The 23,746-nt window shown below is 57.7% G+C and carries 22 protein-coding genes, 2 tRNA genes and 3 rRNA genes; 15 read left to right on the plus strand and 12 right to left on the minus strand.

Annotation, left to right across the window (positions count from 1 at the left end; all coding sequences use genetic code 11):
- Positions 1–3 precede the first annotated feature (3 nt).
- From SynBMKMC1_RS12705 to SynBMKMC1_RS12715, 3 genes are read left to right on the plus strand one after another with little or no spacing between them, the layout of a single operon-like run.
- A complete protein-coding gene (locus tag SynBMKMC1_RS12705; protein ID WP_186472002.1) occupies positions 4–1,407 on the plus strand; it encodes a TrkH family potassium uptake protein in 1,404 nt (467 codons plus the stop codon).
- Positions 1,408–1,431: 24 nt separating this feature from the next.
- On the plus strand, positions 1,432–2,136 hold the full coding sequence (locus SynBMKMC1_RS12710; RefSeq protein WP_186472003.1) for a TrkA family potassium uptake protein: 705 nt from the start codon (positions 1,432–1,434) through the stop codon (positions 2,134–2,136).
- A gap of 13 nt (positions 2,137–2,149) precedes the next feature.
- Complete coding sequence (locus tag SynBMKMC1_RS12715; RefSeq protein ID WP_186472004.1) at positions 2,150–3,313, plus strand: anhydro-N-acetylmuramic acid kinase; 1,164 nt, start codon at positions 2,150–2,152, stop codon at positions 3,311–3,313.
- Here the strand turns inward: SynBMKMC1_RS12715 and SynBMKMC1_RS12720 are convergent, their stop codons facing one another.
- Positions 3,314–3,634: a hypothetical protein gene (locus tag SynBMKMC1_RS12720; protein ID WP_011934069.1), complete on the minus strand. Its 321-nt coding sequence runs from the start codon at positions 3,632–3,634 to the stop codon at positions 3,314–3,316.
- 166 nt (positions 3,635–3,800) lie between these two features.
- Here SynBMKMC1_RS12720 and SynBMKMC1_RS12725 point away from each other — a divergent pair, with 166 nt between their 5' ends.
- Together SynBMKMC1_RS12725 and SynBMKMC1_RS12730 are read left to right on the plus strand one after the other, a co-directional pair.
- A complete protein-coding gene (locus SynBMKMC1_RS12725; protein WP_011934070.1) occupies positions 3,801–4,115 on the plus strand; it encodes a hypothetical protein in 315 nt (104 codons plus the stop codon).
- A 98-nt stretch (positions 4,116–4,213) separates the two neighbouring features.
- The gene (locus tag SynBMKMC1_RS12730) at positions 4,214–4,441 is read left to right on the plus strand and encodes a hypothetical protein (protein WP_186472005.1); all 228 of its coding nucleotides are present in this window, start codon (positions 4,214–4,216) and stop codon (positions 4,439–4,441) included.
- On the opposite strand, the gene SynBMKMC1_RS12735 is transcribed toward SynBMKMC1_RS12730, so the two are convergent.
- Positions 4,419–4,610 carry a hypothetical protein gene (locus SynBMKMC1_RS12735; RefSeq protein WP_011934072.1) on the minus strand — a complete coding sequence of 64 codons (192 nt, stop codon included), beginning with the start codon at positions 4,608–4,610 and terminating at the stop codon, positions 4,419–4,421. The genes SynBMKMC1_RS12730 and SynBMKMC1_RS12735 overlap by 23 nt on opposite strands.
- A 52-nt stretch (positions 4,611–4,662) precedes the next feature.
- Here SynBMKMC1_RS12735 and SynBMKMC1_RS12740 point away from each other — a divergent pair, with 52 nt between their 5' ends.
- Both SynBMKMC1_RS12740 and SynBMKMC1_RS12745 read left to right on the plus strand, forming a co-directional pair.
- Positions 4,663–6,387, plus strand: coding sequence for an ATP-binding cassette domain-containing protein (locus SynBMKMC1_RS12740; protein ID WP_186473463.1), 1,725 nt, complete (start codon positions 4,663–4,665; stop codon positions 6,385–6,387).
- A gap of 115 nt (positions 6,388–6,502) precedes the next feature.
- The gene (locus SynBMKMC1_RS12745) at positions 6,503–6,682 is read left to right on the plus strand and encodes a hypothetical protein (RefSeq protein ID WP_011934074.1); all 180 of its coding nucleotides are present in this window, start codon (positions 6,503–6,505) and stop codon (positions 6,680–6,682) included.
- Here the strand turns inward: SynBMKMC1_RS12745 and SynBMKMC1_RS12750 are convergent, their stop codons facing one another.
- Positions 6,683–7,870 carry a trypsin-like peptidase domain-containing protein gene (locus SynBMKMC1_RS12750; protein WP_186472006.1) on the minus strand — a complete coding sequence of 396 codons (1,188 nt, stop codon included), beginning with the start codon at positions 7,868–7,870 and terminating at the stop codon, positions 6,683–6,685. It abuts the gene before it with no gap.
- A 181-nt stretch (positions 7,871–8,051) separates the two neighbouring features.
- Between SynBMKMC1_RS12750 and SynBMKMC1_RS12755 the strand changes: the two genes are divergently transcribed.
- From SynBMKMC1_RS12755 to SynBMKMC1_RS12790, 8 genes are all read left to right on the plus strand, one after another.
- The gene (locus tag SynBMKMC1_RS12755) at positions 8,052–8,312 is read left to right on the plus strand and encodes a DUF2973 domain-containing protein (RefSeq protein WP_186472007.1); all 261 of its coding nucleotides are present in this window, start codon (positions 8,052–8,054) and stop codon (positions 8,310–8,312) included.
- A 56-nt stretch (positions 8,313–8,368) separates the two neighbouring features.
- Positions 8,369–8,752 carry a hypothetical protein gene (locus SynBMKMC1_RS12760; RefSeq protein WP_041428686.1) on the plus strand — a complete coding sequence of 128 codons (384 nt, stop codon included), beginning with the start codon at positions 8,369–8,371 and terminating at the stop codon, positions 8,750–8,752.
- A gap of 230 nt (positions 8,753–8,982) precedes the next feature.
- A complete protein-coding gene (gene hrpB, locus SynBMKMC1_RS12765) occupies positions 8,983–11,505 on the plus strand; it encodes an ATP-dependent helicase HrpB (protein WP_255486405.1) in 2,523 nt (840 codons plus the stop codon).
- A gap of 68 nt (positions 11,506–11,573) precedes the next feature.
- Entirely contained in the window at positions 11,574–11,720 is a 147-nt protein-coding gene (locus SynBMKMC1_RS12770; RefSeq protein WP_011934079.1) for a high light inducible protein, read from the plus strand.
- A gap of 96 nt (positions 11,721–11,816) precedes the next feature.
- A complete protein-coding gene (locus tag SynBMKMC1_RS12775; protein WP_186473503.1) occupies positions 11,817–12,002 on the plus strand; it encodes a hypothetical protein in 186 nt (61 codons plus the stop codon).
- Complete coding sequence (gene xseA / locus SynBMKMC1_RS12780) at positions 11,992–13,143, plus strand: exodeoxyribonuclease VII large subunit (protein WP_186472008.1); 1,152 nt, start codon at positions 11,992–11,994, stop codon at positions 13,141–13,143. Before SynBMKMC1_RS12775 ends, xseA begins: the two co-directional genes overlap by 11 nt.
- A 45-nt stretch (positions 13,144–13,188) precedes the next feature.
- Positions 13,189–13,470 carry an exodeoxyribonuclease VII small subunit gene (xseB, locus tag SynBMKMC1_RS12785; RefSeq protein ID WP_011934082.1) on the plus strand — a complete coding sequence of 94 codons (282 nt, stop codon included), beginning with the start codon at positions 13,189–13,191 and terminating at the stop codon, positions 13,468–13,470.
- The gene (locus tag SynBMKMC1_RS12790; RefSeq protein ID WP_186472009.1) at positions 13,463–13,840 is read left to right on the plus strand and encodes a DUF2834 domain-containing protein; all 378 of its coding nucleotides are present in this window, start codon (positions 13,463–13,465) and stop codon (positions 13,838–13,840) included. The genes xseB and SynBMKMC1_RS12790 overlap by 8 nt, the downstream gene beginning before the upstream one ends.
- 16 nt (positions 13,841–13,856) lie before the next feature.
- On the opposite strand, the gene SynBMKMC1_RS12795 is transcribed toward SynBMKMC1_RS12790, so the two are convergent.
- The 9 genes from SynBMKMC1_RS12795 to SynBMKMC1_RS12835 all read right to left on the minus strand — a co-directional run bounded on the left by SynBMKMC1_RS12795 (position 13,857) and on the right by SynBMKMC1_RS12835 (position 23,712).
- The gene (locus tag SynBMKMC1_RS12795) at positions 13,857–14,204 is read right to left on the minus strand and encodes a hypothetical protein (RefSeq protein ID WP_186472010.1); all 348 of its coding nucleotides are present in this window, start codon (positions 14,202–14,204) and stop codon (positions 13,857–13,859) included.
- 50 nt (positions 14,205–14,254) lie between these two features.
- Entirely contained in the window at positions 14,255–15,187 is a 933-nt protein-coding gene (locus SynBMKMC1_RS12800) for a YihY/virulence factor BrkB family protein (protein WP_186472011.1), read from the minus strand.
- A gap of 112 nt (positions 15,188–15,299) precedes the next feature.
- A 5S ribosomal RNA gene (gene rrf, locus SynBMKMC1_RS12805) occupies positions 15,300–15,416 on the minus strand.
- Positions 15,417–15,531: 115 nt separating this feature from the next.
- Positions 15,532–18,397 (minus strand): 23S ribosomal RNA (locus tag SynBMKMC1_RS12810).
- Positions 18,398–18,837: 440 nt separating this feature from the next.
- Positions 18,838–18,910 (minus strand) — tRNA-Ala (locus SynBMKMC1_RS12815).
- Positions 18,911–18,919: 9 nt separating this feature from the next.
- Positions 18,920–18,993 (minus strand) — tRNA-Ile (locus SynBMKMC1_RS12820).
- Between the two features lie 185 nt (positions 18,994–19,178).
- Positions 19,179–20,662 (minus strand): 16S ribosomal RNA (locus tag SynBMKMC1_RS12825).
- The 16S, 23S and 5S rRNA genes sit together here with 2 tRNA genes alongside, the layout of an rRNA operon.
- 597 nt (positions 20,663–21,259) lie before the next feature.
- On the minus strand, positions 21,260–22,063 hold the full coding sequence (locus SynBMKMC1_RS12830) for an inositol monophosphatase family protein (protein ID WP_186472012.1): 804 nt from the start codon (positions 22,061–22,063) through the stop codon (positions 21,260–21,262).
- A gap of 14 nt (positions 22,064–22,077) precedes the next feature.
- The gene (locus SynBMKMC1_RS12835) at positions 22,078–23,712 is read right to left on the minus strand and encodes a TolC family protein (RefSeq protein ID WP_255486204.1); all 1,635 of its coding nucleotides are present in this window, start codon (positions 23,710–23,712) and stop codon (positions 22,078–22,080) included.
- Positions 23,713–23,746: the final 34 nt, after the last annotated feature.

Below are 23,746 nucleotides of genomic sequence, written 5' to 3' on the forward strand. Positions count from 1 at the left end.
CCAATGCCTCTGCCCAAGGCCATTCATCGAACCCAGGCCTGGTACCGACGCCTAACCGTGCCTCAGTTCACTGTGGTGACAGGCCTTCTGGTGATCACCACTGGGACGTTTCTTCTGGCAAGCCCCATGTGCTCCGAAAGCACTGTGGGGCTCTGGGAAGCGCTGTTCACAGCCACCTCGGCCGTCACGGTGACTGGACTGACGGTGATCGACGTCGGTCGCGACCTCACCCCTTTCGGCCAAGGGGTCTTGGCCTTCATGATTCTCGTGGGAGGGCTGGGCCTCATGGCCATCACCACCTTTCTGCAGGGATTCGTGGTGCGGGGTGCCTCCCTTCGTCGGCGCCTCGATCGAGGCCAGACCCTCGATCAGTTTGGCGTCGGCGGTATCGGCAGCACCTTCAGAAGCATTGCTCTCACCGCAACCGTGCTGATCCTGATGGGAGCCCTTGTGCTGTACACCTTCGGATTCAGCGATCTACCCGCGGGGGGATCCAGGGCCTGGGCCTCTCTCTTTCACAGCATTTCCGCTTACAACAACGCCGGATTCGGTCTCTGGAGCGACAGCCTCGAGGGATACCGGACCAATCGCGTGGTCAATGCGGTGATCATGCTTCTGATTGTGCTGGGAGGCCTGGGATGGCGGGTCACCAATGATCTTTGGAGCAACAGGCAACGGCTCAAACGTCGCAACCTCAGCCTTCACACCAGGCTTGTGCTTCGCACATCAGCACTGCTGATTCTGATCGGGATGCTTGGACTGATGCTGACTGAATCCCTCTCGAAAGGCCACGTGCTCACCACCATGGGCTGGCAGGAGAGAGTGATGAGCACCCTGTTCGGCTCGGTGAGTGCACGCACAGCAGGCTTCACCACCGTGCCTCTGTCGATTCAGAGCATTTCGGATTCAGGCCTGCTCCTCCTGATGACGCTGATGTTCATCGGTGCCAGCCCTGGAGGGACTGGTGGAGGGATCAAAACCACCACAGTGGCTGCATTGATGGCCACCACCCGCTCAACCCTCCGGGGGCACGACGATGTCGTGATTCGTCATCGCCAGATTCCCGACAAGGTGGTGCTGAGGGCTGTGAGCATCACCGTGGCCTCCCTGCTGTTCGTGCTGATGATGGCCTTGTTGCTGGCTCTGATCAGTGATCCCACCGCCGACGACCCACTGTCGTTTCTGGAGCTGATGTTCACGTGCATCTCCGCCTTCGCCACGGTGGGCCTCGATCTTGGTGTGACCGAACAACTCGGGCACCTTGGTCAGCTGATCTTGGTTGTGGGTATGTTCGTAGGCCGGCTTGGCATCCTTCTGTTGCTCAGCGCCATCTGGGAGAGCTTCGAGCGCGACCAGATCCAACGCCAGAATCGAGTGGGTTATCCCCGTGAAGATCTGTATGTCTGACCGAGGTTCCTTGGAGAGGCCGTCATGAGGGACTGGTGGAATTGGTCACAGTCCACCGAAAGCGATCCACAGAGCTTCGGGATTGTCGGCGTCGGGCGTTTCGGGAGCGCAGTCTGTCGTCAGCTGATGCAAAACGGCGCTGAAGTGCTTGCCGTGGATCGTTCCTCCAAGGCGATCGAGGAACTGCGCCAGCTCGAACCCTCCATCGAAGCGCGGGTGGTGGATTGCACCGATGAGGAGTCACTGCGTGTGGCAGGCATCCTCGACATGGACACCGTGGTTGTGGCCATCAGTGAACCGATCGAAGCCAGCATCACAGCCACGCTCATTGCGAAGGACAGTCCGGGGACTCGCGTGCGTCAGGTGATCGCAAGAGCCACCAGCGATCTGCACGAAAAGATGCTGAAGCGTGTTGGTGCTGATCGTGTGGTGTTCCCTTCACGCATGCAAGGTGAACGCTTGGGGATCGAGCTGGTTCGCCCCAATCTGATGGAACGGCTCGAGCTCGATGAGCATCACTCGATTGAGGAGATCAAAGTTCCTGAGCGCTTTGTGGGCCGATCCCTGCGGGATCTGAATCTGCGCAAAAACCACAGGGTGAACGTGCTCGCGGCAGGCCCTGCTGGGGAACTGCTGGTGAATCCACCCGCCTCGCATGTTCTTCTCGACGGTCATGTGCTGGTCGTCATGGGCCTCACGGAAGACCTTCAGAATCTTCCAAGAACCTGAGCAGCTCTCGATCATGCGCGTGCTCGGATTGATGAGCGGTACCAGCGCCGATGGAGTTGACGCAGCGCTCGCGCAGTTCCATGGCAGACCAGAAGCCCCGCACTGGGATCTGCTGAACACCGCGTCGGTGCCCTATCCCTCAGCACTGAAAGAGCGACTGATTCGCATGGCTCAGGGTGAACCCACCCGCGCCTGCGATGTCCTGGAGATGTCCGAGGCAGTCACAGAGATCCAGGCGGCAGCAGCCCATCTCTGCGACCCCGAGCAGTCGGCATCCCTGCTGGGCTGCCATGGCCAGACGATGTGGCACCGTCCGCCTGTTCCTTCAAGCGAGCCGTCGAGGGGGTCCGGCCGCCGAGGCGCCAGTTGGCAGATGCTCCAGGCCCCACTCCTGGCGCACCTCAGCGGCAGACCTGTGATCCACGACTTCCGAGCCGCCGATCTTGCCCTTGGAGGCCAGGGCGCACCCTTGGTTCCCATGGCCGATGCGGCGCTCATGGGTCGCATCGATGGCTGGCGAGGACTCCTGAATCTGGGTGGAATCGCCAACATCACGCTGATCCCTCCAAACGCCGGCCCCGATCGCCAGCACCCTGTCCTGGGATGGGATTGCGGGCCGGCCAACACCCTGATGGACCTGGCGATGACCCGCCTCAGCGGCGGGCAGGACACGTTCGACCTGGATGGAGCGCTGGCGGGCCGCGGCACCGTCTGCGAGGAGACGCTCGAGCGATGGCTTCAGGAGCCTTATTTCCTCAGTTCCCCGCCGAAATCCACCGGGCGGGAGGTGTTTGGACAAGAGGATCTCAACCGACGACTGCAACAGCTGGCCCCCCATTCAGCCGCAAACCAGCTGGCCACCCTCACCGCCTTCAGCGCCGCCGTGGTGGCACAGGATCTGCGCCGGCTGACAGCAACGGGCCAGCCTCAACCCGTGGAGCTGCTGGTTGCAGGCGGGGGGTGCAGGAATCAAACCCTGATGCGGCAGCTCAGGCAGCGGTGCCTCGGGGTGCGGGTCCGCCCGAGCAGCGACTTGAATCTCCCCACCCAGTTCCGCGAAGCACTCGTCTTTGCGCTTCTGGCCTGGTGGCACCAACGCGGCCACCCAGGCAACGCTCCGGCGATTACTGGCGCAGCAAAAGCCACAGTGCTGGGCCTGCGCGTCAACCCGGTCTGATCAATTGCCAGAGCGATCGGGACGGTGCAACCGCATCCGGCGCGGTGCACCACGCAACCGCCGCGGCTGCTGGGATTCGAGAGCTGAGCGCAGACGATCGGTGGGGGATTGGGGGGGAGCAGACGCCGGGGAGCGAAACGCCGATTCCCCCTGCTCCAAACGCTGAACCCCCTGCTGAATCAACACCTTGGCCATGTTGCTCACAGTGCGGGATTCCTGCTCGGCGAGTGCCGTGAGGCGCAGGCAGAGATCTTCCGGGAGCACCACCTGGATCCGTGGCGACTTCGGCTTCCCGCTGGATGAGGTTTGGCGGGTTGCCACGACCGCAGAGGCAGAGCTACTTAAAAGTGTACAGAGATGCGCAAGGATAGTATCCGGCACTATGCTGATGGCATCGATCCGACCTCTGACGCCCGCCTCCACTCAAAGGTTCAACGCAACCGTTCCTTCATCCGCACTTGCTTCTCGACGTTCAGCCAGGACTGCCATGCCCCGTTCCTCCAGCCAGGCCACCAGCACTCGCAAGCCAACGCCTCGCACCAGGCGCACCGGCGGTGCACGCCGGACCCGTCGTGCCACTGAAAACAGTGACGTCTTGGTGTCTGCCGTGATCAGCACCTACCTGCTGACCCACCTGCACCATGTTCTTCAACGCGCTGAATACGGCGCCGTTCAGGAAGGGCGTCCATCCCAGGCCGCCAACTACGCCCAGTTGCGCAAGGTTCTCTGCATGGATGCGCGAAGCATGGAAGACGCCTCAGCCGCAGGCCTCAAGGAGGCGGATCTCGATCAAGCCGCCTAGACAACACGCCGCCTTCAGAGCTCGCCGCTTCAACAGAACTTGCGGTTTTGGGCTGATCCGCCCGTTGTGAATACTCTGCGGTGAGTCAGGGATGGGCCATGGGCAACGCTGCCGCGCTCTACGAACGCATCGAAAGTGACTGTGATCTCACCCGCTCGCTTTTTCGGCAAGCCCTGCAGAACCCTGCTGGGGCCATCGATGCCATCTGCGCGATCGGGGAGCAACTTCAGCTCCCTGTGACGGTCGACGAGGTGAAAGCTCACATCAGCAATCTTGACGACGATCTCAGCAAGCAATGGCTGATCAAAGCGAGAGGGGGGCTTTGACTGGCACTGAAACCTGAGGCTTGGGCGAAGGGTTCACACGACGCTCCCGTGGTCCGCCTCCGCCAGCCCAGCTGAAGAACAGCCAGTAACTCACCAAAGCCAATCCTGCAGCGACCACAAGCGCTGCCACCTGCTCAAGCCTCCGCATCACCGCCGTCTCATCGATCACCAGTCTGCCCTCACCACGGCACGGGATGATGAGGGCATCTGCCTTCGCCCCTGTGCTGCGACTTGAGCGCGTCAGCAAGATCTATCCCACCGGGGAAGTGCTCCGCGATGTGACCTGGGAGGTCAAAGACGGTGACCGCATCGGCCTTGTGGGGGTGAACGGAGCGGGGAAATCCACGCAGATGAAATTGATCGCCGGCCTGGAAGAACCCAGCAGCGGCCAGATCGTGCGTCAGGGAGAGCCGCGCATCGCCTTTCTTCAGCAGGAATTCGACGTGGACCCCGAGAGAACGGTCCGCGAAGAGCTGTTCCAAGCCTTTGGCGAAGCAGCACAGGTGCTGAGTGAGCAGAAACAGGTTGAGCTGGCCATGGCATCCGAGCAGGCAGCGTCCGATCCAGAGCATCTCGACCAACTCATCCACCGCCTCGGGGCTCTTCAAACCCGTTTTGAATCCCTGCATGGTTACGAACTGGATGCTCGGATCGACAAGCTTCTGCCCACCATCGGCTTCTCAGCTGAAGCGGCGGAACAGCTGGTGAAGGACTATTCCGGGGGCTGGCAAATGCGCATCGCTCTCGGCAAGATCCTTCTTCAGGATCCGGATCTGCTGCTTCTCGACGAACCGACCAATCACCTGGATGTGGAAACGATCCAATGGCTTGAGGACTACCTCAAGACGCAGACCGCAGCCTTGGTGGTGATCAGTCACGACCGAGCCTTTCTTGATCAGGTGTGCAATCAAATCGTGTCCACCGAGCGGGGAATCTCCCGCGCCTACCTGGGGAACTACACAGCTCACCTCGAGCAGAAGCAGCAGGAGCAGGAGGCCACCCAGGCAGCGTTTGATCGCCAGCAGAAGGACATCGCCGCCCAGCAGGCCTACATCGACCGATTCCGTGCCAGTGCAACCCGCAGCACCCAGGCGAAGAGCCGGGAAAAGCAGCTCGAGAAAGTCGAGCGCGTTGAGGCACCGATCGAATCGGTTTCAGGGCCAAGCTTCCGCTTTCCCCCAGCACCACGGTCCGGGGCCCAGGTGGCTCTGATCGACAACCTCACCCACAGCTACGGAGACAAGATCCTGTTCCTGGGCGCCGAACTGGAAGTGGAGCGAGGCGACAGGATCGCCTTCGTTGGCCCGAATGGTGCGGGCAAATCCACTCTTCTGCGCCTGGTGATGGGGCTGGAAACCCCAGACGAAGGGTCCGCCACTCTTGGCGAACACAACATCGTGGCGAGCTATTTCGAACAGAACCAGGCGGAGGCCCTGGATCTCAGCAAAACGGTGATCGACACCCTGTTCGAGGCAGTACCGGACTGGACCCAGACCCAGGTGCGCTCTCTTCTGGGGAGCTTTTGCTTCAGCAACGAGAGCGTCTTCAAAGAAGTGGGACAACTCAGCGGCGGCGAGAAGGCGCGCCTGGCCCTGGCCCTCATGCTCCTGAGCCCCTGCAATCTGCTGGTTCTTGATGAGCCGACCAACCACCTCGACATTCCTGCCAAGCAAATGCTCGAGGATGCGCTCTGTGCCTACGAAGGGGCTGCCCTACTCGTGTCGCACGACCGCTACTTCATTTCCCGGGTGGCAAACCGAATCGTGGAACTCCGCGACGGAGAGCTTGTGCTGTACCGCGGGGATTACAACTACTACCTGGAGAAGAAAACGGAGGAGCGCCAAGCTGCCGAGGAGGCGCTGCAGAAAGCGGAGCAGGAGGCCAAGCGCCAGGCCAAACGCGAGAAACAGAAAGAACGCGAAAGCCGGCGCAAGAAAGCTGCCTAACGCAACAATTCAACACGGCAAGATGAAACTTCACGAACAGCTAGGAAGGAAGACTCATTTGCCTTTACCCACTCAAAACGTGTGCATAAGCTGACATCACTGATCCCGGCAGCTGATGACACACCCAGGAACCCTGCCCGCTGGCCGCAACCAGAGCCAGGCCAATGCAGCGGACCATGAACAGACCTGGGATGCAGTAGAGACCTATTTCGAATGCATCACCACGTGCAATCTCGACGACGGCGAATGCATCACGCGCTGCGTCGAGCAGCTGCGCGATGCGGATGAGGATTGATCAGCGCATCTTCAGGGCGCGCATGTCCACCGGCGTCACCGTGATGGGAAGCGAGCGGCCCTGACGCTCGACCCGGAGCTCCAGGGGTCGCCCCACGCCACTGCGATCAATCGCCGTCACCACCTCCGCAGGGCTCTTCACAGCCACACCTGCTACGGCCACGATCACATCGTTCACCTGCAACCCTCCCCGGGCGGCAGGACCACCTGAAACCACTGAGCGCACGACGGCCCCAGGAGGTGTCACGCCTCCCGGAGCGGACGCAGGAATCGAGGAAAGGCCAATTCCCACCATCGGATGACTGGCACGTCCCTGCTCGACGAGTTGCATGGCAATGGTCTTGGCCCGGTTGATCGGGATCGCGAATCCCAATCCAGCACCCGGCCCTGATCGCACCAACGTGTTAATTCCCACGACTTCTCCACTGGCATTGAGCAGCGGGCCACCTGAGTTACCTGGATTGATCGCTGCATCCGTCTGGATCAAATCCAGGCGTTTCCCCTGGATTCCCAGCTGGGACACATTGCGATTCAAATTGCTCACAATGCCGAGGGTGACCGTGTTCTCAAGTCCGAAAGGATTGCCCACAGCGATCGCCCAATCGCCAACACGAAGCTGATCGGAATTGCCGAGGGGCGCCGTTGGCCAGCTGTTACCACCCTTGAGTTTCACCACAGCCAGATCCGTCACGGAATCCTGTCCCACCACCTGCCCAGACACACGACGACCATCTGGAAGACCCACCGTTACTTGGTCGGTGTTTTCCACGACGTGAGCATTGGTGAGGACGAGGCCCTGAGCATCAAAAATCACACCACTGCCCTGGCCGCGCTCCACCCGAGAGCGAGGAGAAGGTTGACCCTGCAACCCGAAAAAGCGTTGAAAGAAGGGGTCCATCAGAAGCCCCTGGGGCAGGCCATTGCCTGCTGATGCCCGCACCGTGCGTTGCGTCTCGAGTGTGACGACAGCAGGACCGCTTCGCGCCACTGCACCGGCAACAAAAGACTGCGAAGACAGCTGCGAAGACAACACGGATGCTGGCGCTGGGGCAGCCTTCACAGGCCTGATCTCCCACGGGGCCACCAAAGGGCCGAACAGGGACGCGGTCAGCATCAGAGACATCAGACCACGGCTGTCGCTGAGGCGTCGTGCCGAAATCCGAAGAGCGGAGGGAACAGCCACAGCCATGGCAAGAAGGGCATTGAATCTTGCACCCGACCGTAGGGAGCAATCCTGATATGAGGCAGAGGGACAACCGCCCGTTTCATGACCGGATGCGACCGGTGCGGTGGAAATGATGCCGGTATCTACCCCCTGAAGCGATGATGGAGACGGAGGAATGCGCCCGAATGCCGTTCAGATTTCCGCCATGCTGAGTACCGTTTTTCCACTGATTTACGGCCTGATCTTCATGGCCCTGCTCTGGCAGGCGTTCAAGGTGATGGGCCGGGGCTTCAGCGCAGCAGGCAAACCCTTTAATGCGTCAGATAGTCGCAGGGATCGAACCGGAAAGGTGACCATCCACCCCGAGCTTCTGGATGGCGAAGGCCGCCTCACCGAAGAGGACCTGCTGACAGTTCGCTTCAGCGACGACGACGAAGACAAACCTGCCGATCGCTCCAGTGAATAAGTTGGAGGAATGAGCTGCAAGACGGCTCGTTTCGGACTCGTAGGGGGAACTTCCTGGTGGACCAAAGAACGCGGATCGTTGCTGCAGTGATCAAATCCGTGAAGTTGCCGCCCCGTTTCCGGCTTCGTCTTCTCAAAGAAGATCCCGTTCGCCTGGAGCTGAGCCTGACTCCGGCCTACGGCAAAGACCCCGTGCAGGTTGGCCTGGTTGAGTCGCTCGACCTCGTGGCCCGCAGGGATCGTGAAGGACGCATTCCCAGAGACCTTCAGGGGACATGGGACTGGACGGTGCGGCACGGCAAGGTGAGCACCGGTGGTTGGAACCCATACCTCAAGGAAGCACTGCAGACCATGTTCGAAACCGGGCTTCCAGCCATCGTGTACGAGGAGCTCACCGGCGAGGAGTACCACCCGGTTGATGGCGCCAGACACGTGCGCTGATCTGGCACGGATCTGTGAAGCCCTGCAAACCGGGACTAGCCCTCAAGGACGCGCCGGACTAGAACAGAATCACTTCGGCCTTTAAGGTTTTCTTCATGGCCACACTCCGCTTCCGATTCGCGCCTCTTGTGCGCCTGCTCGCTGCCATGGGGGCCCTCAGCAGTCTTCTTCTGCTCGGAGTGCTCGAACTCCTCAGCTAACGGGAGCTGCCCCTGACGGGTTCCTTTCCCATCGATCCCCTGCTGCCGGAGCTGCAGTCCCTGCTCTGTCCAGGGGCCACCGTGATCCTGCAGGCTCCTCCAGGAGCTGGAAAAACCACCCGGGTTCCGCTGGCGCTGATCGGCGAGCTTGCTGGTGGTGCATCCATCGAAGGCAAGATCCTCCTGATCGAACCCAGGCGACTGGCAGCACGAGCAGCAGCAGCGCGTCTTGCTGACTCTCTCGGCGAACCCATCGGCGAACGGGTGGGTTACTCAGTACGCAACGAACAGAGGCGATCCTCAAGAACCTGCATTGAAGCCATCACCGATGGCCTATTCCTGCGCAGGCTGCAGGCCCATCCCGATCTCACCGGGGTGTCCTGCGTGATCTTCGATGAGTTTCATGAACGCCGTCGCGACAGCGACGTCGCCCTTGCACTGCTGAGGGAAGCCAGAGAGCTGCTCAGGCCCGATCTCCGACTGCTTTTGATGTCGGCCACACTCCAGCTGGGCGACCTCAGCCGACAGTTGGACGGCGCGAGGACACTGTGCAGCGAGGGACGGGCCTTCCCCGTCGAGACCCTTCACTGTGCACCGCGCAACCAGGAGTCCCTTGATCAGCATGTGCTCCGCGCGCTTGAGGCGGAACTGCCCTATCTGGACAGCGAAGGGCTGTCCAACGCCCATCCTCCAGTTGTCCTGGTCTTTCTCCCAGGTCTCAAGGAAATTGAACGCTGCCTGCGGCGAATCAAAAGCTCAAACCAGCTCAAGGCCTGGGAGAGCGTGCCCCTTCACGGACAGCTGTCGCTGAAGCAACAGGCCTACGCCCTTCAACCCTGCAATCGCGAATGGGACGGCCGCGTGGTGCTCGCCACATCCATCGCTGAAAGCTCACTCACCCTGAACGGCGTCCGACTCGTGATCGACGCCGGCCTGAGCCGTCACACGCGGTTTGACCCGGGCACGGGCATGGAGGGGCTGGAGACAGTGCCCGCCAGTCAAGCCAGCGCTGATCAACGACGGGGCCGTGCCGGACGCCAGGCGCCTGGGCGCTGCGTTCGCCTTTGGTCTCCAGCCGAACAACAGCGTCGTCCTCTGCAAGATCTGCCAGAACTCCAACGAGCTGACCCGCAACCCACCCTGCTCGATCTCGCCCGCTGGGGAGCAGGGCTAGGACAGGAGCTTGCCTGGCTGGAGCCACCTCCTCAAGCTCTCTTTCTTGAAGGGCGTCAGCAGCTGCAGCAGCTCGGCCTCATTGATCGCGAAGGGCAAATCACCCAGGAAGGGCGCCATGTGGCGACCTTCGGCGTTCATCCAAGGTTGGGACTGATGATGGTGCAAGCCCGTCGCTGGGGAGTCGAGCCGCTTGGCTGCGATCTCGCGGCGCTGCTGAGCGAAAGAAACTCTCCGGCCCTGCGTGCCGAAGGGAGCGACCTCCTTCGCGGCCTTCAGACGCTGCAGCAATCGAAAGGGCGCCATGCAACCACAGGTGCTGGGGCCATCCTTCAACAAAGCAGGCAATGGCAACGAGAGCTGGACAGGCTCAAGGACATTCCCCGCGGCACTCCCCCGCATGAGACCTGGGACTTAATGGCTGGAGTGCTGGTGGCGAAGGCCTTTCCCGAATGGCTGGCTCGCGCACGCGACCAACGCCCTGGGCAGTTCCTGCTGAGGCAAGGACGAGGAGCAACCCTCCCAGACCACGATCCCTTGCACCATGCCGAAGCGCTCGCTGTGGCCCAACTCGATCTCAGTGGTCGTGACGCCCGGATCCGCCTGGCCGTGCCCATGTCAAGAAGCTGGCTTGAAAACCTTGCTGAATCCGAGGGACGGTGGCGGGAAGACGTCGATTGGGACGACCGGCAACAGAAAATCCGCGCAGAACGGATCCTGTCGCTCGGCGCTCTCGAGCTGAAACGTCAGCAGTGGCCCAAACCCTCAGCCGAGGCCATCAGCGCAGTCTTACTCGAACGACTCCGGCGCGAAGGCTTAGCGCTGTTGCCCTGGAGTAAGCGCAATGAACAACTACGCCGACGGCTGCAGCTGGCCCATCTGCGCATTGGCACACCATGGCCATGCCGTGAAACGTCCTTTCTCCAAGACCATCCTGAGCGCTGGCTGATGGATGCAAGCCTGGAGTGCCGCAGCTGGGGGGAGCTGGATGAAGCGATCCTGACGCAGTCGCTCTGGGGAGATGTTGCCTGGGGCGATCGGCGTGAACTTGACGCATTGCTACCCACGACCATTCGCATTCCCAGCGGGCGCGACGCGGCACTCACCTACGAAGAGGAGGGGGTCGTTCTCGCCGTGAAGCTTCAAGAGATGTTTGGCTGCACAACCAGTCCTCACCTCCTGAACGGAGCCCTCCCGATCACGCTGGAACTGCTCTCTCCAGCAGGCCGCCCCCTGCAACGCACACGGGATTTACAAGGTTTCTGGAACGGCAGCTATCACGACGTTCGTAAGGAAATGCGCGGCCGATACCCCAAGCATCCATGGCCCGAGCGCCCAGCCGAGGCGGTGGCAACGCGCAAAACCAAAAAGGCCTCCTGATGTCGCCGTTGCGACAGTCAATAAAAGTCAATCCTTTGTTACATTGGATCTGTTACAGGCCTTCCACCATGTCTGATTCCGCACAACCCCGCTTCGGCTTCGTCAACTTCGCTGAAACCTGGAACGGCCGTCTGGCCATGCTCGGTTTCGTGATCGGTCTTGGCACCGAGCTGCTCACCGGCCAGGGCATCCTGACCCAAATCGGCCTCGGCTGATTCAGCCTCAAGCTCCAATTGCTTTTGAAAGCCCACTGGTCTCCAGTGGGCTTTTTCATTGTGAGAACAGCTCTACGAGAGAGTGAAGGTCGCGTTGTGAGTCGATTGCTTCCATTTTTTGCCAAGAACCGCCGCGATGGTGCGCGGTTGCTCAGCAGTGCGCTGGTGATTCTTGCGGTTGCCCTGACGCAACTGACCCAACCTTGGGGGCAGGTCGTCAGTGTGATCGCCAGTGCCCTCTGCCTCTATTGGTGGTTCGCGTACCGCCGCCTTGAACGCTGACTCCATTCCCAGCTACTCCGTCCAGGAGTTGAACGCTTCCGTCGGGGCCCTGCTCGAACGAGGCTTTGCCCCCAGATTTCTGGTGCACGGCAGTGCTTTGCGTCCACAAATCAAAAAGGGGCATCTCTGGCTCACGCTCAGCGATGGAGACGCCAGTATCACCGTTGTGTGCTGGGCTTCAAGACTGCAGCAACTGAACTTTGTCCCCGCTGAGGGCGAAGGCGTCACGGTGGTGGGCAAGCTGAATTTCTGGTCTGCTCGGGCCAGCCTTGCCGTTCAGGCGGTCGACCTGCGTCCCAGCAGAAGCACGATCGAGCGCCGCTTCGAAGCGGTGAAAGGGCTCCTAAGCAAAGAGGGATTGATCGATCCTTCGCGCAGGAGGTTCCTTCCTCCAATACCCAAACGGATTGCCCTGCTCACAAGCGTTCCGAGCTCAGCTCTCGCCGACATGTTGCGCACAGCCCAGGAACGCTGGCCCTTGACCGAGCTGCTCGTGATCCCCATCCCCGTGCAGGGTGATGTGGCACCAAAGATCTGCTCTGTGCTGGAGCGCTTGGCAGAGCATGTGGAGTCCTTGCATGTGAATGCAGTCGTTTTGGCGCGTGGGGGTGGAAGCCGAGAGGACCTGATGGTTTTCGACGATGAATCGCTCTGTCGAAGGTTGGCGCACTTCCCAGTACCGGTGGTGACAGGCCTAGGCCATGAAGACGATCGAACCGTTGCTGATCTCGTCGCCGATTTCAGAGCCGCCACACCAACGGCTGCAATTGTGAGCCTCCTGCCCACCCGAACCTCAGCACTGCAGTTCCTCAGTCAATGCCGACAACAACTCCAACAGTCGCAACGTTGGAGGCTACGCCGAGAGAAGGAGCGATTGCTCCAAAGACGAGACACCCTGCGTCGCTCCAATCCAGCTGCGGGTGTCGCACGACGACGTGATCGCCTGGAACAACGGCGGCAGCTGCTGCAGGCCCTGTCTCCCCAACGATGGTTAGCCCGTGGTTTCGCCACTGTGAGCAACGGCGACGGAGGCCTGCTTCAATCCGTCGCTGATGCCCGTCCATCTCAGCCACTGATCATCCACCTCAGCGACGGAGAGATCGATGTGAACACAGTGGCCATCAGGAGCTGCAGATCCTGACATCCATCCATCAGACGCCAACAAGCCCACACGGTCACGAGTGCAATGCCCCGCCAATCGAAGTCCAAAAAAGACAATGCCCAGGCCCAGTGGAAAGAGGATGCCGCCACGCTGAGCTACGAGGAGTCTCTCCAGGCCTTGGATTTGCTTCTGACCAAACTTCAGGATGATTCGATCCCATTGTCTGAATTGCAAGGAGGACATCAGCGGGCCGAGATCTATCTGAACCGCTGCGAAGATCTCCTTCAAGAGGTTGAACAGAGCGTTGCCGTACTCAACCCCGATACGCTGGAACCCGAAACAACGGATCATCCACCTGGTGTCTAAAGCATTGCCCTGGATCTATCTCGTTCTTGCGGCGCTCGGCGCCTTTTTGCCATGGCAAGCCAATCTTGAATTCATGCAAGCAAGTGCCACAGGTGGGTTTGACCTCGCTGGTTTTATTGCAGATGCCAACATCACAGCGGCTTCGCGCTCTCTCAGCCGTGACCTTCTGATCGCCGCAAGCGCTTTCTCCATTTGGATCGTCTTCGAAGGACGTCGGCTTCAAGTCAAAGGCTGGCGATTAACACTTCTTGCATGTGTCACCGTTTCTTTTGCCTGCGGAGGTCCCTTGTTCCTCTATCTACGCGAGCGACGTTTGAACGAATTGAATACAAACGCATCTGAAATGTCTCCTGAAAACTCCTCGGCATAATTCGCCTGTATCGAGTTCAACGATCGACATCCTCTGCCGTGATATCAATCGTGGCCGAACTGGCTGGTGTTGCATCGGCATCAAATGAACTGGCCCCTGGTGGCTGGGGATCACTTTCCAAAACAGAGCCACAGGCAGCGCAAACCGTCGCTGAACCGATGTTGGTCGTCCCACAACGTCCGCAGACCTTGAACTGACTTTGCATTCGCTTCCAGCCCAACCAGCCAAGCCCCCCCAACACAAGCGACAGGCTCAGCAGAACAAGAGCTGCTCCGCCGAAAATACCAACCAGAGCACGTCCAGCCGTCGTTGGCAGCAACAACAGCAGTGCGATCAACCAAACGAGGGGTGGAACACGACCCATTCACGACCTCAGATGAAACGAACAGAATCCATAATGACCTGAATCCCTGATCAATGGATCCGAGAAGTAAGCGGATCTCCACACTGCTTCTTCCTCAACAACGCAAGCTCAACGCTCCAACACTGACCAAAATAAATCACAACGCCCACCATATACACCCACAATGTGAGCACCAAAACGCCCCCAATCACGCCATAGGCTTGAAAGCGTGCTCCCAAAGAGAGGATGCTTCGACTCACCGCAAGATTTAAGACTGTGAGCAAAAATCCAATCAGCAATGACCCGGGAATCAGAGGAAGGAAAGGCACTTTGCGGCTTGGCAAGAGAGCCTGCAACAACAATGCCATGGCAGAAAATCCTGCAAAAGAAAACAACACACGCCCAACCTGGATCAGCGGGAACACATCCATAAAATCTGCAAGCCAAGGAAGAGTTTGCTGTAAATCTTGCATGACGCCAGAAGGAATCATTCGCAAATTGGCACTGATCTGATCTGCAACAATCAAAAGCCCAATGAGAATAACGATAAAGAACGCTTCAATCCGCACCCGTACAAACTGAAAGGCCTGCGCTCCAAATGGGATGCTTTCCGGCAATGGTCGAAGGGCATCTTTCCAAAGGCGATCTGCCCCTCGCTGCAACGTCAAATAAACATTGGCTGCTGTGACAAGCAACACTGCCGCACCAAGAAGTCCTGCACCAAAGCCCTGCCGCACCAGCTGAATCAACGTCTGTCGCACAATTGCAACAGCAGGAGGCGGCAACATAGCACTCGCGTAACTAATAATTTCCTGATCAAAATTGTCCTGCCTACCCAACAAAAACGAAGCAAGAGACAGAGAAATCAGAAGGATCGGGAAAATCGACTGCAATGTGTAATACGCAAATGCAGCACTGAGATCCACACAGTCTGTTCCCGCCCAACGTTGATAGGCCAACCACAGGGAACGCACGATTCGGCGCAGAAGTAGCCGTTTGGCCATCAGATCAAGATTGCACCGTACGTCTAAACTAGCGCGCAAAGAAGAAGCCACAAAAAAAGCCACCCCTATCGGGATGGCTTTCTTTGGATCACGTCCGTGATCTGAATGTTTTACCTGGCATCGAGCTATTTTCTCAGGGGGCTACCCCCCAAATATCGTCGCCGCTGCTGCGTTTCACAACCGAGTTCGAGATGGATCGGAGTGGTTCCACAGCGCCATGGACACCAGGATAGAAACATTCCCAAGGGTTGAACCCTGAGAACTGCATAGGTCATCATCTTCAACAATCGCTGATGATGATGGTCTAGATCGAATAAAACTTGCCTCAGACAAGAGCCAAATCAATGGTCAAGCCCTCGGTCTATTAGTACTCCTCCGCTGCATCCATTACTGGACTTCGACGTAGAGCCTATCAACGGGTGTTCTTCCCGTGACCTTACTGGGTTACCCCATGGGAATACTCATCTTGAGGTGGGCTTCCCACTTAGATGCTTTCAGCGGTTATCCACTCCGCACATGGCTACCCAGCGTTTACCGTTGGCACGATAACTGGTACACCAGAGGTGCGTTCCTCCCGGTCCTCTCGTACTAGGGAGAAATCCTCTCAATATTCCTACGCATACACCGGATATGGACCGAACTGTCTCACGACGTTCTGAACCCAGCTCGCGTACCGCTTTAATGGGCGAACAGCCCAACCCTTGGGACCGACTTCAGCCCCAGGTTGCGATGAGCCGACATCGAGGTGCCAAACCTCCCCGTCGATGTGAACTCTTGGGGGAGATCAGCCTGTTATCCCTAGAGTAACTTTTATCCGTTGAGCGACGGCCCTTCCACTCAGAACCGTCGGATCACTAAAGCCGACTTTCGTCCCTGTTCGACTTGTAGGTCTCACAGTCAAGCTTCCTTCTGCTTTTGCACTCGTCGGCTGATTTCCAACCAGCCTGAGGAAACCTTTGCGCGCCTCCGTTACCTTTTAGGAGGCGACCGCCCCAGTCAAACTGCCCACCTGATACTGTCCGCTCCCCGGATAACGGGTGAACGTTAGAACCCTAGCTCTGAAAGAGTGGTATCTCACCATTGACTCACCAGCACCCGCAAGCACTGCTTCAACGTCTCCCACCTATCCTGCGCATTCAGAGCCCGGGCACAATACCAAGCTACAGTAAAGCTTCATAGGGTCTTTCTGTCCGGGTGTATGTAGTCCGCATCTTCACAGACAATTCTATTTCGCCGAGCCTCTCTCCGAGACAGCGCCCTGATCGTTACGCCTTTCGTGCGGGTCGGAACTTACCCGACAAGGAATTTCGCTACCTTAGGACCGTTATAGTTACGGCCGCCGTTCACCGGGGCTTCAGTCGCCAGCTTCGCTTACGCTGACCGGCTTCCTTAACCTTCCGGCACTGGGCAGGCGTCAGCCCCCATACATCGTCTTGCGACTTAGCGGAGACCTGTGTTTTTGGTAAACAGTCGCCAGGGCCTCTTCACTGCGACCACCTTGCGGTGGCACCCCTTCTCCCGAAGTTACGGGGCCATTTTGCCGAGTTCCTTAGAGAGAGTTACCTCGCGCACCTCGGTATTCTCTACCACCCCACCTGTGTCGGTTTCGGGTACTGGCAGTTATGCCTTAACGGGTATAGAGCTTTTCTTGGAAGCATGACATCACCAACTTCGCTGCCGTAGCAGCTCGTACTCACGCCTCAGCTCGGAACGTTTTCGCCGCTCCTCAACGCCTCGAACGCTTGAACCAGTAACCAACATCTGGCTTGGCTAGCCTTCTCCGTCCCTCTTCCCAAAACATAACCGGTACAGGAATGTTGACCTGTTATCCATCGACTACGCCTTTCGGCCTCGCCTTAGGTCCAGACTAACCCTCCGCGGACGAGCCTGCCGGAGGAACCCTTAGGGTTTCGGTGCATGGGATTCTCACCCATGTTTTCGCTACTCAAGCCGACATTCTCACTTCTATGCAGTCCACGCCCGCTCACGCTAACGCTTCGCCCCACATAGAACGCTCCCCTACCATAAATCCGCAGCTTCGGTACAACACTTAGCCCCGTTCATTTTCGGCGCAGGATCGCTCGACCAGTGAGCTATTACGCACTCCTTTGAGGATGGCTGCTTCTAGGCAAACCTCCTGGTTGTCTGGGCAATCCCACCTCCTTTATCACTTAGTGTTGATTTGGGGACCTTAACTGGCGGTCTGGGCTGTTTCCCTCTCGACCATGGAGCTTATCCCCCACAGTCTGACTGCCTCGCTACACACAGGGTATTCAGAGTTCATCTCGATTTGGTACCGCTCTCGCAGCCCGCACCGAAATGGTGGCTTTACCCCCCTGCTGGAGCACGAGACGCTACGCCTCAACGTATTTCGGGGAGAACCAGCTAGCTCCGGGTTCGATTGGCATTTCACCCCTAACCACAGCTCATCCGCTGATTTTTCAACATCAGTCGGTTCGGACCTCCACTTGGTATCACCCAAGCTTCATCCTGGCCATGGTTAGATCACCCGGGTTCGGGTCTATAAACACTGACAAACGCCCTATTCAGACTCGCTTTCGCTATGGCTCCACCATTTCCGGTTTAACCCGCCAGTGCCTATAAGTCGCCGGCTCATTCTTCAACAGGCACACGGTCACCCTATGAGTAGGGCTCCCATTGCTTGTAAGCTCACGGTTTCATGTTCTATTTCACTCCCCTCCCGGGGTTCTTTTCACCTTTCCCTCGCGGTACTGTTTCGCTATCGGTCACACAGGAGTACTTAGCCTTACGAGGTGGTCCTCGCGGATTCACACGGAATTTCACGTGCTCCGTGCTACTCGGGATACAGCTAGGTCAGTTCAGTTTTCGTGTACGGGGCTTTCACCCTCTGTGGCGTGTCTTTCAAACACTTCCACTAACATTCCTGATCCACGTTGCTGTCCCACAACCCCGACAGTCGAAACTATCGGTTTAGGCTCTTCCCCGTTCGCTCGCCGCTACTTAGGGAGTCGTTTTTACTTTCCTTTCCTCCAGCTACTAAGATGTTTCAGTTCGCTGGGTTGGCTCGCGCCAGCCTATGGATTCAGCTGGCCGTACTAGGGGTTGCCCCATTCGGAAATTCCCGGATCAAAGCGTGTTTCCAGCTCCCCGAGACTTATCGCAGGTAACCACGTCCTTCATCGCCTCTGTGTGCCAAGGTATCCGCCGTGAGCTCTTTGTAGCTTGACCATATAATCTCCAACACGCTTGCTGTCGTTGAAACAGATTCTCCCTGATTCATTGCTGAATCAAGAATCAAACTCGCAATTGCTCGACACAATTGAAAGAACGTGATGGAGTCTCGGCTCTTGCTCGATAGAATTTGCAACTCTCCTTCTCCATCATCCTTTCGGATCACAGAAAAGAATCATCGCATCATCCATGAGATGCTTTATTCTTTCCAGACTTACCTATGCAGTTGTCAAGGTTCTGCTAGAACTTCAAATCAATTGATCAATTGCTTGATCAACTCATTTGAGCCCAGCATCTTATCAACCAAAGTCAACAAGTAAACTTTTTACTTGTCTTTGGAATGACAGGAAGCTGGGGTCTTCCAGCGGACACATCTAAATCACACTCCAATCGAGCTCAACTCCAACATCTTGGAGATGGGGATACAGTTCGGTCAGTGGAGGTTAGGAGACTCGAACTCCTGACATCCTGCTTGCAAAGCAGGCGCTCTACCAACTGAGCTAAACCCCCAACACCGAATGGGCCATCCTGGACTTGAACCAGGGACCTCACCCTTATCAGGGGTGCGCTCTAACCACCTGAGCTAATGGCCCAGGAGTCTCATCCCTTGTGGGGTGTGACCTAGACAAAGTTTAGGAACTAAGAATTTCCACCATCCTCACCTGCATCGCTGCAAATTTGATGGCTTCAAAGCTGAGGTACCGATCGACCTAAGGTGACAGGATTTCGGCCTAAGAATAAAAGTACTCAGGCATCAAAATCGTTGTTTGTCTCCCTGTTAGGAGGTGATCCAGCCGCACCTTCCGGTACGGCTACCTTGTTACGACTTCACCCCAGTCATCAGCCCCACCTTCGACGTCCTCCTCCCGAGGGTTGGAGTAACGGCTTCGGGCGTGGCCAACTTCCATGGTGTGACGGGCGGTGTGTACAAGGCCCGGGAACGTATTCACCGCAGTATGCTGACCTGCGATTACTAGCGATTCCTCCTTCACGTAGGCGAGTTGCAGCCTACGATCTGAACTGAGCCACGGTTTATGAGATTTGCTTGTCCTCGCGAACTTGCTGCTCTTTGTCCGTAGCATTGTAGTACGTGTGTAGCCCAGGATGTAAGGGGCATGATGACTTGACGTCATCCACACCTTCCTCCGGTTTATCACCGGCGGTCTCTCTAGAGTGCCCAACTAAATGCTGGCAACTAAAGACGTGGGTTGCGCTCGTTGCGGGACTTAACCCAACATCTCACGACACGAGCTGACGACAGCCATGCACCACCTGTCACTGCGTTCCCGAAGGCACCCTCTCGTTTCCAAGAGGTTCGCAGGATGTCAAACCCTGGTAAGGTTCTTCGCGTTGCATCGAATTAAACCACATACTCCACCGCTTGTGCGGGCCCCCGTCAATTCCTTTGAGTTTCACACTTGCGTGCGTACTCCCCAGGCGGAACACTTAACGCGTTGGCTACGACACCGAGGGGGTCGATTCCCCCGACACCTAGTGTTCATCGTTTACGGCCAGGACTACAGGGGTATCTAATCCCTTTCGCTCCCCTGGCTTTCGTCCATGAGCGTCAGTTATGGCCCAGCAGAGCGCCTTCGCCACTGGTGTTCTTCCCGATATCTACGCATTTCACCGCTACACCGGGAATTCCCTCTGCCCCTACCACACTCAAGCCCAACAGTTTCCACTGCCATGATGGAGTTAAGCTCCACTTTTTAACAGCAGACTTGAAGGGCCGCCTGCGGACGCTTTACGCCCAATAATTCCGGATAACGCTTGCCACTCCCGTATTACCGCGGCTGCTGGCACGGAATTAGCCGTGGCTTATTCCTCAAGTACCGTCAGATCTTCTTCCTTGAGAAAAGAGGTTTACAGCCCAGAGGCCTTCATCCCTCACGCGGCGTTGCTCCGTCAGGCTTTCGCCCATTGCGGAAAATTCCCCACTGCTGCCTCCCGTAGGAGTCTGGGCCGTGTCTCAGTCCCAGTGTGGCTGATCATCCTCTCAGACCAGCTACTGATCGATGCCTTGGTGAGCTCTTACCTCACCAACTAGCTAATCAGACGCGGGCTCATCCTCAGGCGAAATTCATTTCACCTCTCGGCATATGGGGTATTAGCGGCCGTTTCCAGCCGTTATCCCCCTCCTGAGGGCAGATTCCCACGCGTTACTCACCCGTCCGCCACTAACCCGAAGGTTCGTTCGACTTGCATGTGTTAAGCACGCCGCCAGCGTTCATCCTGAGCCAGGATCAAACTCTCCGTTGTAGATCATTTCCTCTTAGACGCTCTCACGTCCTCAAAATGATTTGCGTCACCCATTGCTCAGATAACCTCGCAATAGTTGAGGCCTCCTTCCGCTGACACAGAAAGGGTTCTTAAGAGTGCACTTCTAGATTTCTCTATCAATGACTTTCCAGGATCTCAGATCCGGTTGTTGCTCCACACTGCGCACACCGACAACTCAAAAGCTCGTGAAAACTCTCAAGTTGCAAGCGCAATGCTTCTCTGCAACGAATAATTGTTGACGGGACCTCACACCTTCATCGCTCTTTCATTCATCACTAACAACTCAACTTCTCAGTTGATTCATCAGCAACAAACGCGATGAAAGCGTCAGTTCCTAAACTTTTCAGTTGTCCAGGTTCTGCCGTCGCGCCCCCTTCAGGAGCGGTTGGCGGTGCGGCCTCGCGACCGCTTGAGAAACTTACAACACCGTGGGATCGCTCCCTCTTGGCTTGTAAGCACTCCTGAACACATCAAGCTCTCGCTTTCCTTGTTCAGAAGCTGCGCTTCGGGCCTCAGCCCCCCGCGCAGTCCATAACCATAACACCACACACCCCCCTTCACGCAACTACCAAACTCTCAGGGCAACAACAGCGACTCACCCCAAGGTCTGAGCCGCGTCAGCTGCTCCTCGGAACTGGCCGCAAGCACTGGAAAGCCCACATCAGAGAGGTCCCGTCCTGGAACCAGCGCCGTTGGATCTTCCCGCAACCAGAGCACAGGGCAACCAAGCTCAGACAGCACCAACCAGGCAGCAGCGAGATCCCAGATCTTTGGGGTGGCCTCCAGAGCCGCCACGGTCTGCCCCATCGCCACACTCACAAGATTGAGGCTTGCAACCCCGAGCAAACGGATCTTTCCTGGAAACGGCTCTTGATGACGGCGCTGCAACACCCGAATCGCACGGCTGCAGAGCGAAACGCAGGCACTTCCTGCCGCCAGACGGGTTTCAGCGGTCAGTCGTTTGCCATTGCGCCAGGCACCACGTCCCCGGATCGCAACGATGCGTTGTCTCAAGGACGGGATGTCGAGAAACGCTTCCATCGGCCGACCATCCACAAAGCGCGCCACAGAAATTGCCCAATAGGGAATGCCGGCGGCAAAGTTCGTTGTGCCATCCAGTGGATCCACCACCCAGAACGCAGATGTGGCCGGACAATGCTTTTCCCCCTCCTCACTGAGCGTGCTCTCTCCTGAGCAAATCTGAGCAAACCCCTTCACCAGGGTCTCATCACTCCAACGGTCACATGCGGTGATCAGACTCCCGTCGGGCTTCACATCGGAAACGATGTGGCCAAAATCGTGCCGTTGTCTCTCAGCGACACCATCAAGAAGCTGATGGACGGCAAGCAGCTGGGCCGGAGAGAGAGGAGCTGAAGTCACCGTCCGAAAAGGGCTCAAGCACCGAGCTGTGAGGCCTCACAGGCTGGCGTATTGGGATCCGGCTCAATGGGAACAGACTCCATGCGGTCGACTTCAGGCTTCTTGCCGGGAAGATTGAGCGGCGGGCAAGCTTTGACTTGATCCAAGCCAGTGCGACGCCTCAGCTCAGCCAGGCTGGCGTTGTAGCTCAGAACTGCATCGGCGTAACGCACTTCAGCACTGGTGAGATCGCGTTGGTTATCGACCACCTCGCGCTGAGTTGTCACCCCCGCTTGGAAACGCAACCTGGCCAAACGCAACGACTCAGTGGCTGACAGCACCTCCCGCGTTGTGGTGCGGATGTTTTGCTGCGCATCTCTCAGGTTGTAAAAACTTTCTTCCACTTCCCTGCGGATGCTGTCGCGCTCGGATGCAAAGTTGAACTGGCTCTCCTCTGCAGCTTGCTTGTTGCGGCGGTACTCCGCGCGGGCTCGACCCCCATCAAAAATGTTCCAGGTGGCCGACAAGCCCACCGAGTTATCGAAGCTCCATCCATACACCTCGGTGCTCACTGGAGGCTCGCTGGTTCCCCCCTGGAAACGCTGGGACGTGAAATTGTTGAAAATGCTCAGCACAGGCTGAACAGACGCCAGTGCTGCGTTGGCGTTGCTGTTGTTAATCGAGATATCGAGAAGCACTCGATCGAGCTCTTCCCGGAAGGTGTAAGCCGCAATGATGCTTTCCTGAAGCGATGGTTCCCACAGTCCAAGCACACGAGCAGGGGCAGCGGATGTGGGAGTGATGTCTTGAGGAAGATCCATGAGCGATGCCAGCGATCGACGTGCATTCACCTGGTCGCCGAGAGCATTGGTGAGCAGCTGTTGATCACGGGCGAGCTGAGTTTCAGCTTCTAAAACCTCGAGTTTGGTAGCCACACCCGCTTGGTAGCGAGCTCGCGCATCGCGAAGACTCACCAATGAAGCTCGTACGGATTGTTGACCGATCCGAACCTGTTCATCTTGACGTTGAAGCTGGAAATAAGACGTCGCTGCCTGGAGACGCAGCTCACGCAAGGAGATCAAGTAGGTGTCTCGGGCGCTCTCATAGGCATCTCTTGCAGCCGCGATCTGAGGAACCCTGGCTGGGTCAATCAAATTCCAGTTCAACTGGGCCCCAAAATTGGCAGACCAAATCTCTGTATTCGTAACTCGACCTTCAGATTGCTCAAGCCCCGTCAAAGGGTTCACAGTCTGGGTTCTGTTGGGATCGAAGGTTTGCTGCTCACCCGCGAGGTACTGAGGCAGACCGTTGGCATTGAGATTGAGCGTGGGATACCAGGCCGAAAGCGCTGCACGCAGGCTTGATTTGGCTTGTTGAACCTGGCTGGCCACTGCTTTGAGGCTGGGGTTGTTGACCTCAACTAAACGCTCCACCTCAGCAAGCGTGAGGGGCCGCAGCTCTCGAATTCTCACTTGGCCCGGTTGATTGGGCAGCGCAAGACTCGGCGGAGCCTTGAGATCGTCTTGATTCTCAGGAAGCGTGGTGGCCGCGGGTGGAAGTACCGAGGGATCAGCTTTCGGCCTTGAACCCTTGATCTCAGTTGCAGTGGGAAGCGTCGATTGATCGATCAGAGCCGCACCATCAGCGGCCGCAGCATCAACGCTCGACACGTCCTGTGCCCGCAGGGGTGCATGGATCACAGAA

Origin of the sequence: Synechococcus sp. BMK-MC-1 (assembly GCF_014279955.1) — a bacterium.
In the GTDB taxonomy this organism is placed as follows: domain Bacteria; phylum Cyanobacteriota; class Cyanobacteriia; order PCC-6307; family Cyanobiaceae; genus Synechococcus_C.